This is a genomic window from Pseudomonas matsuisoli, from assembly GCF_014647635.1.
GTDB classification, from domain to species: domain Bacteria; phylum Pseudomonadota; class Gammaproteobacteria; order Pseudomonadales; family Pseudomonadaceae; genus Pseudomonas_P; species Pseudomonas_P matsuisoli.
This window is the reverse complement of the sequence record NZ_BMPO01000003.1, coordinates 263,151-277,291: the sequence shown is the minus strand read 5'-3', so window position 1 is coordinate 277,291 and position 14,141 is coordinate 263,151. Positions and strand designations below refer to the sequence as shown.

The 14,141-nt window shown below is 58.4% G+C and carries 18 protein-coding genes; 8 read left to right on the top strand and 10 right to left on the bottom strand.

Features of this window, described 5'->3' with window-relative positions:
- The first annotated feature begins 2 nt into the window (after positions 1-2).
- Positions 3-1,442 carry an aminotransferase-like domain-containing protein gene (locus IEY47_RS07570; protein WP_188982561.1) on the top strand — a complete coding sequence of 480 codons (1,440 nt, stop codon included), beginning with the start codon at positions 3-5 and terminating at the stop codon, positions 1,440-1,442.
- A gap of 160 nt (positions 1,443-1,602) precedes the next feature.
- Positions 1,603-2,136, top strand: a complete 534-nt coding sequence (locus tag IEY47_RS07565; RefSeq protein ID WP_188982560.1) for a hypothetical protein — start codon at positions 1,603-1,605, stop codon at positions 2,134-2,136.
- A gap of 9 nt (positions 2,137-2,145) precedes the next feature.
- Here the strand turns inward: IEY47_RS07565 and IEY47_RS07560 are convergent, their stop codons facing one another.
- Together IEY47_RS07560 and gcsR are read right to left on the bottom strand one after the other, a co-directional pair.
- Positions 2,146-2,313: a DUF2897 family protein gene (locus tag IEY47_RS07560; protein WP_188982559.1), complete on the bottom strand. Its 168-nt coding sequence runs from the start codon at positions 2,311-2,313 to the stop codon at positions 2,146-2,148.
- Between the two features lie 127 nt (positions 2,314-2,440).
- Complete coding sequence (gcsR, locus tag IEY47_RS07555) at positions 2,441-3,970, bottom strand: transcriptional regulator GcsR (RefSeq protein ID WP_188982558.1); 1,530 nt, start codon at positions 3,968-3,970, stop codon at positions 2,441-2,443.
- Positions 3,971-4,141: 171 nt separating this feature from the next.
- Between gcsR and IEY47_RS07550 the strand changes: the two genes are divergently transcribed.
- Positions 4,142-4,465 carry a thioredoxin family protein gene (locus tag IEY47_RS07550; protein ID WP_188982557.1) on the top strand — a complete coding sequence of 108 codons (324 nt, stop codon included), beginning with the start codon at positions 4,142-4,144 and terminating at the stop codon, positions 4,463-4,465.
- Positions 4,466-4,503: 38 nt separating this feature from the next.
- Here IEY47_RS07550 and IEY47_RS07545 read toward each other — a convergent pair whose 3' ends face one another.
- The 3 genes from IEY47_RS07545 to IEY47_RS07535 form a co-directional block, all read right to left on the bottom strand.
- A complete protein-coding gene (locus tag IEY47_RS07545) occupies positions 4,504-4,731 on the bottom strand; it encodes a DUF3820 family protein (protein WP_188982556.1) in 228 nt (75 codons plus the stop codon).
- 3 nt (positions 4,732-4,734) lie between these two features.
- The gene (locus tag IEY47_RS07540; RefSeq protein WP_188982555.1) at positions 4,735-5,058 is read right to left on the bottom strand and encodes an I78 family peptidase inhibitor; all 324 of its coding nucleotides are present in this window, start codon (positions 5,056-5,058) and stop codon (positions 4,735-4,737) included.
- Positions 5,059-5,139: 81 nt separating this feature from the next.
- A complete protein-coding gene (locus IEY47_RS07535; RefSeq protein WP_188982554.1) occupies positions 5,140-5,763 on the bottom strand; it encodes a hypothetical protein in 624 nt (207 codons plus the stop codon).
- Positions 5,764-5,963: 200 nt separating this feature from the next.
- Between IEY47_RS07535 and IEY47_RS07530 the strand changes: the two genes are divergently transcribed.
- The 3 genes from IEY47_RS07530 to IEY47_RS07520 all read left to right on the top strand — a co-directional run bounded on the left by IEY47_RS07530 (position 5,964) and on the right by IEY47_RS07520 (position 10,021).
- Positions 5,964-6,893, top strand: a complete 930-nt coding sequence (locus IEY47_RS07530) for an ABC transporter ATP-binding protein (RefSeq protein ID WP_188982553.1) — start codon at positions 5,964-5,966, stop codon at positions 6,891-6,893.
- Positions 6,894-6,897: 4 nt separating this feature from the next.
- Positions 6,898-7,659 carry an ABC transporter permease gene (locus tag IEY47_RS07525; protein WP_188982552.1) on the top strand — a complete coding sequence of 254 codons (762 nt, stop codon included), beginning with the start codon at positions 6,898-6,900 and terminating at the stop codon, positions 7,657-7,659.
- A gap of 109 nt (positions 7,660-7,768) precedes the next feature.
- The gene (locus tag IEY47_RS07520; RefSeq protein ID WP_188982551.1) at positions 7,769-10,021 is read left to right on the top strand and encodes a hybrid sensor histidine kinase/response regulator; all 2,253 of its coding nucleotides are present in this window, start codon (positions 7,769-7,771) and stop codon (positions 10,019-10,021) included.
- 93 nt (positions 10,022-10,114) lie between these two features.
- Here the strand turns inward: IEY47_RS07520 and IEY47_RS20865 are convergent, their stop codons facing one another.
- The 3 genes from IEY47_RS20865 to IEY47_RS07510 all read right to left on the bottom strand — a co-directional run bounded on the left by IEY47_RS20865 (position 10,115) and on the right by IEY47_RS07510 (position 11,255).
- Positions 10,115-10,201, bottom strand: a complete 87-nt coding sequence (locus tag IEY47_RS20865; RefSeq protein ID WP_444544326.1) for a small membrane protein YohP — start codon at positions 10,199-10,201, stop codon at positions 10,115-10,117.
- Between the two features lie 85 nt (positions 10,202-10,286).
- On the bottom strand, positions 10,287-10,712 hold the full coding sequence (locus IEY47_RS07515; RefSeq protein WP_188982550.1) for an organic hydroperoxide resistance protein: 426 nt from the start codon (positions 10,710-10,712) through the stop codon (positions 10,287-10,289).
- 96 nt (positions 10,713-10,808) lie between these two features.
- A complete protein-coding gene (locus IEY47_RS07510; RefSeq protein ID WP_188982549.1) occupies positions 10,809-11,255 on the bottom strand; it encodes a MarR family winged helix-turn-helix transcriptional regulator in 447 nt (148 codons plus the stop codon).
- 129 nt (positions 11,256-11,384) lie between these two features.
- On the opposite strand from IEY47_RS07510, the gene IEY47_RS07505 reads away from it, so the two are divergent.
- Both IEY47_RS07505 and IEY47_RS07500 read left to right on the top strand, forming a co-directional pair.
- Positions 11,385-11,708 carry a DUF2288 domain-containing protein gene (locus IEY47_RS07505; RefSeq protein ID WP_188982548.1) on the top strand — a complete coding sequence of 108 codons (324 nt, stop codon included), beginning with the start codon at positions 11,385-11,387 and terminating at the stop codon, positions 11,706-11,708.
- A gap of 32 nt (positions 11,709-11,740) precedes the next feature.
- Complete coding sequence (locus IEY47_RS07500) at positions 11,741-12,109, top strand: DUF5064 family protein (protein WP_188982547.1); 369 nt, start codon at positions 11,741-11,743, stop codon at positions 12,107-12,109.
- 31 nt (positions 12,110-12,140) lie between these two features.
- Here the strand turns inward: IEY47_RS07500 and IEY47_RS07495 are convergent, their stop codons facing one another.
- On the bottom strand, positions 12,141-12,866 hold the full coding sequence (locus IEY47_RS07495) for a TorF family putative porin (RefSeq protein ID WP_188982546.1): 726 nt from the start codon (positions 12,864-12,866) through the stop codon (positions 12,141-12,143).
- 269 nt (positions 12,867-13,135) lie between these two features.
- Entirely contained in the window at positions 13,136-13,972 is an 837-nt protein-coding gene (locus tag IEY47_RS07490) for a metallophosphoesterase family protein (protein WP_188982545.1), read from the bottom strand.
- Positions 13,973-14,141: the final 169 nt, after the last annotated feature.

Below are 14,141 nucleotides of genomic sequence, written 5' to 3'. Positions count from 1 at the left end.
CTATGGCGAGCATGCTGCTGTATCAACGAATCGCACAACAATTGGCTGAAGATATTCGCCAGGGCGTTTATCAGCCGGGTGAGCGTGTTCCTTCGGTTCGCAAAATGAGTGCCCAGTTAGGGGTGAGCCACGCCACGGTGCTGCAAGCGTACGCCAACCTGGAGGATCGAGGTTTGATCCGCGCGCGGCCTCAATCCGGCTATTACGTACGGCAAACGCCAACGTTAACCGCAGCAACGCCGGCGATCGCGCGCGTCGAGCGGCCCACGTTAGTGACGCGGGGCAGCATTATCCAGCAGGTCCTCACCGAAGCGCGCCGAGAGGACGTTTTCGCGCTCGGGGCCGCTGTGCCCCACGTGGATTATCTGCCGGTGCGGACGTTGCACCAGCACCTTGCCAAGGTGACGCGCTTCGAAAGCGCTCGGGCGTTCAGCTACATGTTCAGCCCCGGTTACGAACCACTGCGCCGACAGGTCGCGATCCGGATGCGCGATGCAGGCGTTGCCGTCGATCCTGCGTCCGTAGTCATTACCCATGGCTGCGTCGAAGCCTTGCAGATGTCGCTGCGAGTGCTGACCGAGCCCGGTGATCTGATCGCCGTGGAGTCGCCTACGTATTACGGCTTGCTGCAGCTTGCGGACCTGCTGGGGCTGAAGGTCATCGAAATTCCCAGCGACCCTATCAATGGCATCAGCCTGGAGGCGTTGCAGCTGGCCGCCAACCAGTGGCCGATCAAAGCGCTGGTGCTGACGTCACGCTTGAGTAATCCGCTGGGCAGCACCATCCCTCCAGAGCGGCAGAAGCAACTGCTGAGGCTTGCTGGCGATTTCGACATACGCGTCGTCGAAGACGATATCTATGGCGAATTGATGTTCGAGCAGGGCAAGAGCAAGTCCCTCAAGGCATTTGATCGGGAAGGGCGGGTAATCTACTGCTCGAGCTTTTCAAAAACGCTGTCGCCGGGTGTCCGCGTCGGTTGGATCATTCCGGGCCCTTATCAGGCCCAGATCGAGCGGCTGCAAACCTTCACGACGCATTCCGCTTGTAGTACGACCCAAATGGCGGTGGCGTCGTACCTGGAAAACGGCGGATACGACAGGCATTTGCGTTTCATTCGGCAGGAGTACCGCAAGAATCTCGCAGCCTACCAACTCGGCGTGCAGCGCTACTTTCCAGAAGGCACGCAAATCAGTCGACCAAAAGGCGGATTCATTCTTTGGGTGAGCTTGCCCGTGCGCGCCAATACCAAGGACATGCATGCGCGCGCGCTGCAGCAGGGGGTAAGCATCGCGCCTGGCATCATCTTCAGCAATACCGAGCAGTTCAATCACTGCATCCGCATCAATTGCGGGATTGCCTGGAATCGAGATTCCGAACACGCGCTCATGACCTTGGGTGTGCTGGCTCACCAGCTCTGTCAGGAATTTGCAGGGGCCGCCTAGGGCCACTCCGGGGCCGCTCCAATCGCGGCGGTCATGCTCATTAAGCCATGACCGTTCGGGTGATGCCGCAGAACATCCTAGTCTGCTGAATGCCAAAAACTACAGTAGGGCGCAGCGGGATAGACCTGCGAGGCGAGCCTAGAAATCGGATCGAAAAACGATGAATCCAAAGCTTTGCATATTGAGCGTTTTGGTACTGCTGGGAGCGTGCAAACCCGAAGAGCCGCCACGGCGAGCTCCGCCAGACGAGCCGGCAAAAGCCGAGCGGGCATTGCCAAAGGTCGAGCCTACGCCTGAGCTGGGTAAGCCTCTGGTGGGCGAGCCGGTATCCGAACCGGAACCAGAACAAGAAACGGCGCCAGCGCCAGAGAAGGAGCCGGAGCCAGTCGCGGTATCGCCTGCCGGAAGCAAGGAGCCAAAGCCGACAACGAAGAAACCGGTCGTCAAGAAAACGAAGACTGAGCCATCGATAGACGAGACGCTGCCAGAAGTTACATTGGATCTCACGCTCCCTGAGGAGCTTGCGCCGTCACTGGAACCCGCCGCCCAACGTGACAATCCGCCCCCTGCTTCGGTGTTACCGCCAATGTTCAATCCGCCCGATTCCGCGTTCAGTTTGAACGGCCGCATCATTAGCCAGGAGCGAGAGCAGGATATCGATGGCGCCGAGTTGCGTTTGGAGTTCAAGCGCTAGCCGAGGTGTCTAGCGCTCCTTGGCTTCCTCGGCTTCGATCTTCTCGTTACGCGCTTTGATGCGATCGAGCTGATCATCGGTGAGCGGAAGCTTTTTCGCCGAGCCTTTGAGCGCCAGCAGTCCACCTAAGATCGAGCCAATCGCCAATACCAATATCAGCCAGCCATACCAGGGCATGAGAAACATCTCCGTGTTGAACCTATAGCGTTGGACGCTGGGCCGCATGGATATGTTCGCTTGGCTTTCACCTTGTTTATATGCGGGAGCGGCGCTATCTCTTCGAGGCGAAAGGCGTGGATCGAAACTAGGCCCGACGCGGAATGCCGTACTTGCGGAGGCGGTGGGCGATGGCGGTGTGCGAGGTGTTCAAGCGTGCGGCCAATTGGCGTGTGGACGGGTAACTTTCATAAAGCTTTTCTAACAGCTCCTTTTCGAAAGCACCCACGGCATCTTCCAAGCTGCCGACTTCCCGTTCGGTCTGCCGCGCAACCTCGGTATTGGCGATGTCGAGGTCGTCTACGTCGATGAGGGTCGTTTCGCTGATCGCCGCCGCGCGAAAGACGACGTTTTGCAGCTGCCGGACGTTGCCCGGCCAGCGGTTTCCCAGCAATGCGGCGTATGTGCCGGCGGACAAGCGGCATAGTGGGCGCTGGATTTGCGCGCAGGCTTGGCTCATGAAATGCCGAGCCAAAAGCAGAATATCTTGGCCACGCTCTCGCAGTGGCGGAACTGAAAGGCTCAACACATTCAGACGGTAGTAAAGGTCTTCCCGGAACGTGCCTTCGCTGACCATTTTTTCCAGGTCGCGATGCGTCGCGCTGAGGATTCGTACATTGACCTTGATCTCTCGCTCGCCGCCGACGCGGCGAAAGGTGCCATCGTTGAAAAAACGTAGCAATTTCGCTTGAAGGTAAGGCGACATTTCCCCGATTTCGTCGAGAAAGACGCTGCCCTTGTCCGCCAATTCCAGGAGACCAGGTTTGCCGCCGCGCCGGGCGCCGGTAAATGCCCCAGGTTCATAGCCGAACAGTTCGCTTTCGGCGAGGCTTTCCGGCAGCGCGGCGCAATTGAGCGCGAGAAACGGCGCGTTACGTCTAGCGCTTACCGTATGACAGGCGCGAGCAACCAGCTCTTTACCCGTCCCTGTTTCACCCAGAATCAGTAACGGAGCGTCCAGCACCGCGACACGCTGCGCGCGGGCCTTCAAATTGCGAACTGGAGCAGAGTCACCTAGCAAGGCATCGAAGCCGCCTGCATGGTCGTGGTGAAGCGCAGCAAGCCGCTCACCCATTCGGCTGGGTGCATAAAGGGTCAGTAATCCTCCCGCGGGTGTGGCGCCTGGCTCGCCCCCGCCAATGGGTTGCGCATCCAGCAGCAGCGCCTGGCCATTGAGAATGACTTCGCGAAGGGGCAGCCGAAACTCCAGCGCCAACAGTGCTTCCTGAAGCGCGTCATCCCCGAATAGCTCGGCCAGGCCGTGCTCGGCCGGGTCGGCGTTGCACAGGCTGACGAATGCGGGATTGGCGAGTAGGACACGGGCATTGCCATCCACTGCGAGCATCGGGTCGGTCACGGTGGCGAGCAGGGCATCGAGCTGCAGGCGATGACGCTGGCCAGGCAGGATGTCGACGATATGAACCGCCTGCACGCCCACGATGCCAAGCAGCGCGTCTTTCAGGTCGTCCAGGACCTGATCGTCCAGCGTCGGAGCATCGATGTAGACGTTGGGAGGTACCATTTCGACGGCGTCGAGGTTGAGGTTGCGCCCGCCGAGCAAGGCCAGCACTTCCTGGGTAATACCGACGCGGTCGATGAAGGTGACATGAATACGCATGAAGACTTCTTGATGGAAATGGTCGCGGTTCGGTGCTTGGGAGGTCAGGCACCGAACCGCTGGAACGTCTAGTATGCCTGTTGGGTACGGCCATGATAATCGGCGCGTATGGGAGCGAGGATACGTACCGTGCGCCCGCGGTCGAACGTTGACCATCAGTTGGAGGTGACCATGTCCTTCGTTCGTGAATATCTCGCCGAGCAGGCCTCACGCAGTGATATCGATTCGTTGAAGGGCGCCGTGATCCTGGAGTTTGGGACCGGTTGGTGTGGCTACTGCCGCGCCGCGCAAGGACCGTTGGAAGAGGCGATTACGCAATTTCCAGGGGCACAACATATCAAGGTGGAAGACGGCAGCGGGCGGCCGCTGGGGCGATCTTTTCGCGTGAAACTGTGGCCGACGATCATCTTTCTTAAAGACGGCGTGGAGTGTGAGCGGTTGGTTCGTCCGACGGGCACGGCTGAAATCGTAAAAGCGTGCGAATCGATCAGTTGAGGGTTGTCGGAGAATGGCTTCGATCGCGCGTCGCCCGCTCAACCGAATGGAGAGCGTTTCTGACGTAATGGATCGAGTAGCGGTTTAAGGCCGTTGTGGTCGATCTCCTGCATGAGCGCGAGCAGTCGGCCAATTTCCCCAGGGGGGAATCCCGCGCGGGCAAACCAATTCAGGTAATGCCCGGGAAGGTCTGCCAGCGTGCGGCCCTTGTATTTGCCGAACGGCATGGTCCGCGTGACCAGCAATTGAAGGTCTTCGGGTTTCACCGATCAACCGCAGGACGCGCGCTGCACGACGCCGGACGCGTTGATGTCCAGGTTTAGACGGGTCGAATCGTAATCCATGGTCATCGAGTCGCCTGGCCGTAAGACGCGGGTGTTTCCGGCACCGGTGGTGCGCTGTGCCTGCTCGATCAGCGCATCGCTAATTTGCTTGCCGGTGAAAGCCTGGGCGGCGGCGCTGTCGCAGCGTCCATCAGCGCTAGGTGCGCTCGCGGCGCTGGAAGCGGAGGAGGGCGACGTGTCGCTGGAGCTGCAAGCGCCTAACAGCAGCGCAGTGGACAGGACGAATAACGCACTAGAACGGACGGGCATGCGGCCTCCTTGAAGAAATCGGGGGCATTACCTTAACAGTTCCGCCCCCGCGGTGGTCTAGCCGCAGGTTGCCACGGGTCGCTATTTTGCGTCCGGTGATTGCCAGTCGGTCTGGTCTGCGTCGCGGTAGAGGCGCAGGAGCTTGCGCGTGATGTTGATGCGAATGTCCTCGCGCTCGAATGGGGATAAGCGCGTCAGGTGGTCGAGGTTCAAGCAGTGCAAATGGATGTAAGGCATCTGCCGATCCAATTCGCGAAGATCGCCCTTCATCATGATCGGCAGAAACGAACGTCCCTTCCTTCGGTGCTTGCTGATAATGCGCGCCATGCCCACGCGGAAAGGAATGGTGCGCGGCATGCGTTCGCTATCATCGATCCGTTCGCTCAGGAGCAGGCCTGCCTCGCCGGTGAGCGTGCCGGGCAAAATACACAGGCCTGTAGGGCGAACCGCAGCAGGCTCGATATGGTTCAACGTATCGTGGAATGCGTAAGGGTTGGGCAAGACAACCAATTTGCGGTTATGCCCTGTTGGAAGGTGCACGCTGTAGTTGGTGTAGATCTGGCTCACCGAATCCGAATAGACGCACAGACGATTCTCGAAAAAGCGGACGAAACGTGCGGCGAGCTCATGCCGCGCCATGCGCTCGAGATCCCAAACCAGATCCTGGTTCTGCCCGGTATTGAAATTGATCTCGCGAAATTCCATTTGGCGTTCCTGCTCTAGCGAGATGTATGGCCCGCTTATCAGGCCGTTCGAGACGTTATTCGGGCTGCTGGTATCTCTGCAAACGGCAGCACTGCCGATTCATCTGCAGAGGAAAGCGACAGCAGAGTCGGGCCAGTCCAGCCGTGAAAATTTAAACGAAACGCTCTACCATGTAACGTTTTCTTTCGCGAGGCCTGTCCGTGCAACCGGTTATTTCGATTCAAGGGTTGAATAAGACGTACGCCTCAGGTCACTCAGCGCTCAAAACGATCGATCTGGACATCCGCAAAGGTGAAATCTTCGCGCTGCTCGGTCCAAACGGCGCTGGCAAGACCACCCTCATCAGCATCATCTGTGGGATCGTAAACCCAGGTGAAGGTCGCGTGCAGGTCGCAGGTAATGACATCGTTCGCGACTACCGGGCGGCACGCTCGAAAATCGGGCTCGTGCCGCAAGAACTCTTCAACGAAGGATTCGAGAGCGTGTGGGCAACCGTCAAATTCAGCCGCGGCCTATTCGGTAAGCCGGCGAATGCGGGTTACCTCGAGCAACTTCTCAAGGACCTGTCGCTTTGGGAGAAGCGCGACGCGCGTATTTTCGAGCTGTCGGGCGGCATGAAGCGCCGGGTGATGATTGCCAAAGCGCTATCCCACGAGCCCGAAATCCTGTTCCTGGATGAACCCACCGCTGGCGTTGACGTTGAGCTTCGGCGAAACATGTGGGAAATGGTCCGCAAGCTGCGCGAGCGCGGCGTAACGATCATCCTGACCACGCATTACATCGAAGAAGCCGAAGAGATGGCCGACCGCATCGGTGTGATTCGCAAAGGCGAGATCATTCTGGTGGAAGACAAGGCGACGCTGATGCGCAAGCTCGGCAAGAAGCAACTGACCGTGCACCTGCAGCACCCGCTGCACGCACTGCCGGATGCGTTGGTTCGCGACGATCTCAGCCTGCGAGACGATGGTTACACGCTGGTGTACACCTTCGACGGGCAACGCGATGAGACGGGTGTCGCCGAACTCTTGCAGGAGCTCGCCCAGCAGGGCATTGCGTTCAAGGACCTGCAATCGAGCGAAAGCTCGCTGGAAGATATCTTCGTCAGTCTCGTGTCGGAACGGAGCGAGTGAATCTATGAATTTCTACGCAATACGCGCCATTTACCTATTCGAGCTGGCTCGCACTTGGCGCACGCTGCTACAGAGCATCGCGACGCCCGTCATCACGACCTCGCTCTATTTCGTGGTGTTCGGTTCCGCGATCGGCTCGAGCATGAACCAGATTCAAGGCGTGAGCTATGGCGCCTTCATCGTGCCGGGCCTGATCATGCTGGCATTGCTGACTGAAAGCATCTCTAACGCGTCCTTCGGCATCTACATGCCGAAATACTCCGGGACGATCTACGAGGTGCTGTCTGCGCCGGTTTCTTATCTCGAGATCGTGATTGGTTATGTCGGCGCTGCGGCCACGAAGTCCGTGATCCTCGGTGTGGTGATTTTATCGACGGCTCGTTTGTTCGTGGACTTCGACATTCTTCATCCGCTCTGGATGGTGGCGTTCCTTCTGCTCACCGCAGTGACCTTCAGCTTGTTTGGATTCATCATCGGTATCTGGGCCGATGGTTGGGAGAAACTGCAGATCGTTCCAGCGCTGGTGGTCACCCCTTTGACGTTCCTCGGCGGTAGCTTCTATTCCATCGGCATGCTGCCGGAGCTGTGGCAGAAGATCACACTGTTCAACCCCGTGGTGTACCTCATCAGCGGATTCCGCTGGAGCTTTTACGGTGTTTCGGACGTTCACGTCGGTGTCAGCTTGGCGATGACGCTCGGTTTTCTAGCGGTGTGCATCACGCTCATCGCGTGGATTTTTCGGACCGGGTATCGGCTGAAGAATTGAGGTAAAACGGTGCGAATGAAACGCCCAAAAAAAGCGTCGTGACACTGAGGCCTGCTAAGCTTCGTTCAACGCATGCCAGTGATGGCTAACTCGAATCGGTCTCTAGAACGTGTCGATCCGCTCCCGGCTCATCCTGCTCGTCCTTGCCGTGCTGGCGCCCGCCTTTCTGGCTTCGATCCTTGCCATACGCTTCGTTTATCAGGAGCAGTTGGCGCGCGTCGAGATGGGAATGCGCGAAGCCACGCGTGCGTTGGCGTTGGCAATCGACGGCGAGTTGTCTCGTCGAGACGCCATCATCACGACGCTGGCGGCTTCCAAGTCGTTGCTCGACGGCGATCTCCAGGCGTTTTACGAGCAGGCGTCTGCAGTCGCTCGATCGCTGGAAAACTCAATCATCATCTTCGACGCACAAGGACGGCAGCTGCTCAATACGCGGCGACCGTTCGGTTCGCAATTGCCAGGACGCAGCAGCTTCGATATCACCGCTCCTTCATCCGAAGACTTGGCTCTGCCCGTTAGCGATCTGTACATGGCGCCCATCGGCCAACGTTACAGTTTCTCGGTCCGGCGGCCCGTCATACGCGATGGGCGTGTGGTGTATTACATCGCGATGGGGTCGTTCGCGAGTCAGATAGGAGACGTCTTGGCGGCGCAAAGTTTGCCCGACGGCTGGTTGGGCGTCGTTGTCGACCGGCAGGGCCACATCGTGTCTCGCAATATCGGTGGTGACCAGTTCATTGGTCGCAAGGTCAAGAACGCTCAAGCCCTCGACACCCTTAACCCCGAGGGTTTCTACGACTCGGTATCGCTGGAGGGCGTGCCGAGGTTGTCCTTTTTCAGTCGCGCCCCAGCATCTGGTTGGTCGGTGGTGATTGGTATGCCGCACAGTGAGATCCGGCGCAGTACGCTGCGCGCGGCGGCGATGGTAGGAATAGGCTGCCTGCTTTTGCTGGGTATAGCGATCGCACTGGCGTTCTGGGTCGGACGTAAGATCAGCACGCCCTTGCGCATGCTGGATGAAACGGCGCAGGCGATGGGGAGGGGAGAGCCCGTTGCGCCATTCACTACGGGGCTGATCGAAACCGATCGCACCGCGCAGGTACTCGCGCAAGCGAGTGCGCGAATTCAGAATGCCAACCGCGAACTGGAAGTGCGAGTAGCCGATGCCGTGGATCAGGCTGAGCGTTCCCTGAAGGCGCTTCAGCAGGGTCAGAAACTCGAGGCGCTTGGTCGTCTCACCGGCGGCATCGCCCACGACTTCAACAACCTGCTGCAGACGCTTACTACGGGGCTGCAACTGGCGGGCATGACCAACACCGATCCACGTGGCCAGAAGGCGATCGATGCCTGCAATCGCTCGGTCATCCGCGGTACCAAATTGACCCGGCAGTTGATGGCGTTTGGTCGTCACAAAGTCGACGAGACGGCGTCGGTAGACCTCCGTGAATTGCTTCTGGGCATGGGCGAGTTGTTAGAGGGAGCGCTGCCCAGTCGTATTCGGCTCGAAATGCAAATCCCGGAAGGCGCGTGGCCGGTCTATGTCGATCCGCTGCAATGCGAGCTCGCGATATTGAACCTGGTGTTCAATGCACGCGACGCCATGCCCGAAGGCGGACAGATTCGTATCAGCCTGGAGCGCACAGCGCAAACCTGCGAACCCTACGGTATTGCGCCGGCCGAAGCGGGCTATCTAAAACTCTGCGTTGCGGACAGCGGCTGTGGGATGAGCGAGGAAACACAGGCGAAGGCGTTCGAGCCTTTCTTCACTACGAAGCCCGTAGGTGAAGGTACTGGGTTGGGGCTTGCTCAAGTGTATGCGTTCGCAAAATCCTCGAACGGCTGTGTTCACCTGCACAGCACGGTTGGGAGCGGGTGTCGTATTGCAATCCTGCTACCCGAGCGCCGTCACTTGCAGGCCGTAATCCCAGCGGATGAGGCGCCGACAACGCAGATCTCCAGAGGCGCGCGTTTATTGTTGGTCGATGATGACCCGCTAGTCAGAGAAGTGCTTGCACCAACGTTGAGAGAGTTAGGCTTCGATCTCGAGGTCGCGGCTGATGGAGACGAGGCCTTGGCCCGATACCGTGAAACGCTCGCGGTCGATGAGGCCTCTTCGCAGCGCTTCGACATGGTCTTTTCCGACATCGTAATGCCAGGCACATTGGACGGTATTGGACTCGCTCAGGCGCTGCGTCAGTTGAGCCCGGGTTTGCCCATATTGCTCGCTACGGGATTCAGTGAGCGAACGCCCGAGGACTACGGATTCCGAGTGTTATCCAAGCCATACACCGTGGAAGCGCTGACCGAAGCGCTCGTTGCAGAATTGAAGAAGGCGCGCCCGGGTAAGCAGCTGGACACATAGTCCGTCGCAGAAATAAAAAAACGACTCGCTGAACGAGTCGTTTTTTTTGTGGGCTCGGCGCATGGATAGCATGGCACCGAGCGCTGACGCCGATCAGAAGATCAGCGAGAAAATCCCGATTACGACCAGCAGCCCAATCAAGAAAATGATGCCTACGGTACCGCCTAGAAATTTCAACATATGCCGTTCCTCCGTTGGTGTGTGTAGTTAAGACTTCACATTGCCAGCGGAGGTTCGGGGTATTTGCTGTATCAGGCCCCTACGTTCAGACGATTGTCAGCGTCACGTCGATGTTGCCTCGGGTCGCGTTGGAGTAAGGGCAAACGATGTGTGCTTTGTCGACGATCTGGCGCGCTTCCTCACGATCTAGGCCAGGCAGCGTAATTGCGAGCGCTACTTCGATACCGAAGCCATCAGGAATGGCGCCAATGCCTACCGTGCCTTCGACTGAGGTATCAGCCGGCAGTTGATGCTTGTCACGCGCCGCAACGAACTTCATTGCGCCCAAAAAACAGGCGGAATAGCCGGCAGCGAACAACTGCTCAGGATTCGTGCCTTGTCCGCCGGCACCGCCCAGTGCTTTGGGTGTGGTCAATGCAACATCGAGGATGCCATCGGACGAGATGGCACGGCCATCGCGGCCTCCGGTGGCTTCGGCGGATGCACGGTATAAAACGTTCTCGATAGACATGACATGAATCTCCAGTGGCGTAAATGTACGAATTAATATAGTTCGCAAATAGTTTGCGCGCAATATAAAATATTCGTTACCGACCGATCTGAGAAATCAAACGGAACGTTGCAAGCGCTGACGGAGGTCAACGACCTGCTGGCGTAGCCGTGCGAGGCTCTTTCGATCGATATCGCAGGCATTCAGAATGCACTGGGGAATGTCATCGGCCTTCTGCTTCAGCTGCCGCCCTTTGTCGGTCAATCTGAGCTCAACGACACGCTCATCGCGGCTGCTGCGTGTGCGTGAAATCAACCCTTCGTTTTCCAGGCGCTTCAACAAGGGCGTGACCGATCCCGGGTCGGTGAGCATGCGGCTGCTGAGTTCACTGACGGTGAGACCGTCGGTCTCCCACAACGACAGCATTGCCAGGTACTGCGGATAAGTCAGGTCCAACTTTGACAGTAAGGGTTTGTAGACCTTGGTCATGAGTAGCGAGGTGGAGTAGAGCGCAAAGCACAGCTGATTATCGAGAAGCAGGTCGTCGCTGGATGCCATGCGCATCTCCGTGGGTCGAAGGAGATATCAAGTTAGCGTGAGCATCTCCTGAAGGAAAGAGCCCGCCTGCGTATGTTCAGTTAAGTCGCGATGCAGACCTGCGATGCCTACAATGGCGTTTTAAACGAGGTGCTCATGAGCGAAGTCGATGAAACGTTGTATGCCAAATTGCTCGGCGAAACGGCGAGAATTCAGTGGTCTGAACTACAGCCCTTTTTTGCGCGTGGTGCCTTGATGTGGGTCGCTCCAGGTCAGGACCTCGTCGCGATTGCGGTGGCGATTGCCGAAAACCGCGCGCAGGACGTCCAGGCGTGGCTGCAACAGGGCGTTCTGCGCAAACTTGACGATGACACTGCGCGTCGGCTGGCAGAGCAGGAGAATGATCTTTGGGCCGTCGTGCTCGCGCCGTGGGTGCTGGTCCAAGACCGCTTTGCACAACGGGAACGACCCCAGGCTTGATCATCCAATACGTCGAGAGACAGGAGGACCTTATGTTTTCGCCCGGACATTTGCATATCGCGCATCTACCGTCCGCACCGCAACATCGGGCATTTACCTTGGATCTGCACTACGAAATACGGCAGGACGCCGCCGAAGGTCCGATGCTGAGCGTGCGCGTGCTGGGCAACGTCGACGGCGAACCATTCGAGGACGCGTTCGAACTGCATCGCGACTCGGCTTTCGATTTCGCCAGCGTGGCGTGCGGGCTTGCGGCGAAACGTGGACTGACGGCCGAGAGCGGGTTGGTGCTCACGCAGCACGATGAGTACGACCAGATGTTCGAAGATATTCGCCGCCAGCTGGATATCGAGCCGGGCGACCCTATCAACTTCGACCATTTCGACAAGGACCGGCTGTAACGCGCGCGGTCGATCGGCCAGGCGTCCCGCCTTACAGGCTGCGGGATGCCTTGAACTGAACCAGACCTTCGCAATACGAGTTGACGCCTGAATAAACCGTGCACTGACCGGTCGTCATGCTCGAGTCCGAGTACGACATGTTGAGGTTGAAGCCGAGCCAGGCCCGAGAAAGATTGAGCGACCAGTCATCGAAGGTGCGAACGTAGCCCTGGCCGTTCAGCAAAATCGGCTCGTTCAGTGCATGGGTGCTGTACTTCACGGTCATGCCGAAGCCGAGCCGATCCAGCGTATCCAGCGCCGCGAGCAACGTATGGTCTTGCCGATCTGGCTTGAGGGAGAACGAGGCGCCGAGGCGATTCCCAAAAATCGACAATCCCGCGTAGTACTCTTCAACACCGTCGGTACTGGTCGATGGATAGCTGTGAACCAACGTCCCTAATTCATACCCAATGAAGTCACCTAGGGGTTGCTTGTAACCGGCATAACTGTCGAGCTTGAGTTGCGCATCGTCGGTCGGGGAAAGGTTCGCCGCCCACTGCCCAAAATACCAACCGCTGGTATGACTGACGTCAAGTCCGCCATGGAACGTGCCGGCTGCTTTCGGCTGCACGAGGCCCTGGGCCATGCTCCGCGCAGGCGAAGCCCCCATGGTCAGGTCAAAGTCGCCCAGCTCGTGCTTTTCAGGCTTTTGATCGACGAAAGTGGAACAGCCACTCAGCCACAACGCCATCACGCCCCATACGTATCGGCGCATCATTCGGCTCCTTACCGTGTTGGTGTATTCAGCGACAGCTCCATGCCCCCGCCTCGGTGCGTCTCGGTCCAGACAGGTGAATCCGAAGCGACCGCAATAACAAAGGCGGGACTTTTAGCAGGCTAACGAACTGAGAAAAACCGCCATTCGTCAATTAAGTGACGACATTCGCGTCGAGCCCGACAAAACGGCGTCCGCCGACAGCGTTAAATAACTACGGCGGCCAGTTGATAGGAGAATTGTTGCAGGCGTTAGCGAGTGGCGCGATTTAGCTATCGTGCGTGCCCGCTTTCCGCGGCGTGGCTGGTCGGCCAGTGCAGGTCGAAATCGGCGCCGAGGACGAACTCTCCGTCTTGGAAGTCCCAGCGCTCGACCCGAACTTGCCGATTCGGCTCGACCAGAACGCGATTGAAAGAGTTCGGGCTCGTGCCACGTACGCGCGACGATAAGGTCGTACCGGCCTGCACGATCCAGACCTCCCTCGAGAGGCTCGGGTACTGATTGCTCAGCGGCAAAACGTAGGGAAGGTGGATGTGCCCACCCATGACGAGATCGAGGCCGCAATCCGCCCAACGCAGCAAGGCGGCGAGTGCGCCGTGCTGCAAATTGCTCAGGTCGCTGATTTCCATGGAGCCGAACGGCTGGTGCGCGACGACGATCCGTAGCTTGTCCGGTGCGCACCGCTGCAGCCGTTCTGCAACCTTGCGTACCTGCGACGAGGTGACGAGGCCGTCCTTGTGGCGACTTGGGTGCGTAGTGTTGAGCCCGATGACCAGCAGTTCGTCGTTTTCGAAGATGGGCTCGAGGTCGCGCCCGAAGTGACGTCGGTAATTCCGATAGGGTTGGAGGAAACGCACGGGCAAATTGTACAGCGGGATGTCATGGTTGCCAGGAATGACCAGCGTATGGGGAACACCGTAGCCTTCGAGCCGCTGGATGAATGCTTGCGCAGCGGCGAATTGGCTTTCGCGCGCGCGCTGGGTGATGTCCCCGGACAGGATCAGCAGGTTGGCACCGAATTCCCTGACGTGGGCTTCCAATGCAGCAACGACTGCCGGTTGTTCCGTGCCGAAGTGAGTGTCGGAGATCTGCAGCAGCGTGGTGGTCATCGTAAGTCGCAATCCTGGTTCGCATCGTTTATTCGAAGCCTGAGCGCTGCAAGCGTTCCAAGCAAGGCGAACGGTCTTGTGAATTGGCGGGTATAGCTGCGCAATTGCACTTGTCGAGTGCATCAACTAGGCTGCGCGCCTCGCGCGACTCGCGGCTATGCTGGCGAGA

Bases quoted from the DNA above. Each gene is read 5' to 3' on its own strand.
- IEY47_RS07510 (WP_188982549.1), bottom strand. From the start codon at position 11,255: ATGCGCATGGCATCCAGCGACGACCTGCTTCTCGATAATCAGCTGTGC.
- IEY47_RS07525 (WP_188982552.1), top strand. From the start codon at position 6,898: ATGAATTTCTACGCAATACGCGCCATTTACCTATTCGAGCTGGCTCGC.
- IEY47_RS07570 (WP_188982561.1), top strand. From the start codon at position 3: ATGGCGAGCATGCTGCTGTATCAACGAATCGCACAACAATTGGCTGAA.
- IEY47_RS07565 (WP_188982560.1), top strand. From the start codon at position 1,603: ATGAATCCAAAGCTTTGCATATTGAGCGTTTTGGTACTGCTGGGAGCG.
- IEY47_RS07540 (WP_188982555.1), bottom strand. From the start codon at position 5,058: ATGCCCGTCCGTTCTAGTGCGTTATTCGTCCTGTCCACTGCGCTGCTG.
- IEY47_RS07490 (WP_188982545.1), bottom strand. From the start codon at position 13,972: ATGACCACCACGCTGCTGCAGATCTCCGACACTCACTTCGGCACGGAA.
- IEY47_RS07515 (WP_188982550.1), bottom strand. From the start codon at position 10,712: ATGTCTATCGAGAACGTTTTATACCGTGCATCCGCCGAAGCCACCGGA.
- IEY47_RS07500 (WP_188982547.1), top strand. From the start codon at position 11,741: ATGTTTTCGCCCGGACATTTGCATATCGCGCATCTACCGTCCGCACCG.
- IEY47_RS07550 (WP_188982557.1), top strand. From the start codon at position 4,142: ATGTCCTTCGTTCGTGAATATCTCGCCGAGCAGGCCTCACGCAGTGAT.
- gcsR (WP_188982558.1), bottom strand. From the start codon at position 3,970: ATGCGTATTCATGTCACCTTCATCGACCGCGTCGGTATTACCCAGGAA.
- IEY47_RS07495 (WP_188982546.1), bottom strand. From the start codon at position 12,866: ATGATGCGCCGATACGTATGGGGCGTGATGGCGTTGTGGCTGAGTGGC.
- IEY47_RS20865 (WP_444544326.1), bottom strand. From the start codon at position 10,201: ATGTTGAAATTTCTAGGCGGTACCGTAGGCATCATTTTCTTGATTGGG.
- IEY47_RS07535 (WP_188982554.1), bottom strand. From the start codon at position 5,763: ATGGAATTTCGCGAGATCAATTTCAATACCGGGCAGAACCAGGATCTG.
- IEY47_RS07560 (WP_188982559.1), bottom strand. From the start codon at position 2,313: ATGCCCTGGTATGGCTGGCTGATATTGGTATTGGCGATTGGCTCGATC.
- IEY47_RS07505 (WP_188982548.1), top strand. From the start codon at position 11,385: ATGAGCGAAGTCGATGAAACGTTGTATGCCAAATTGCTCGGCGAAACG.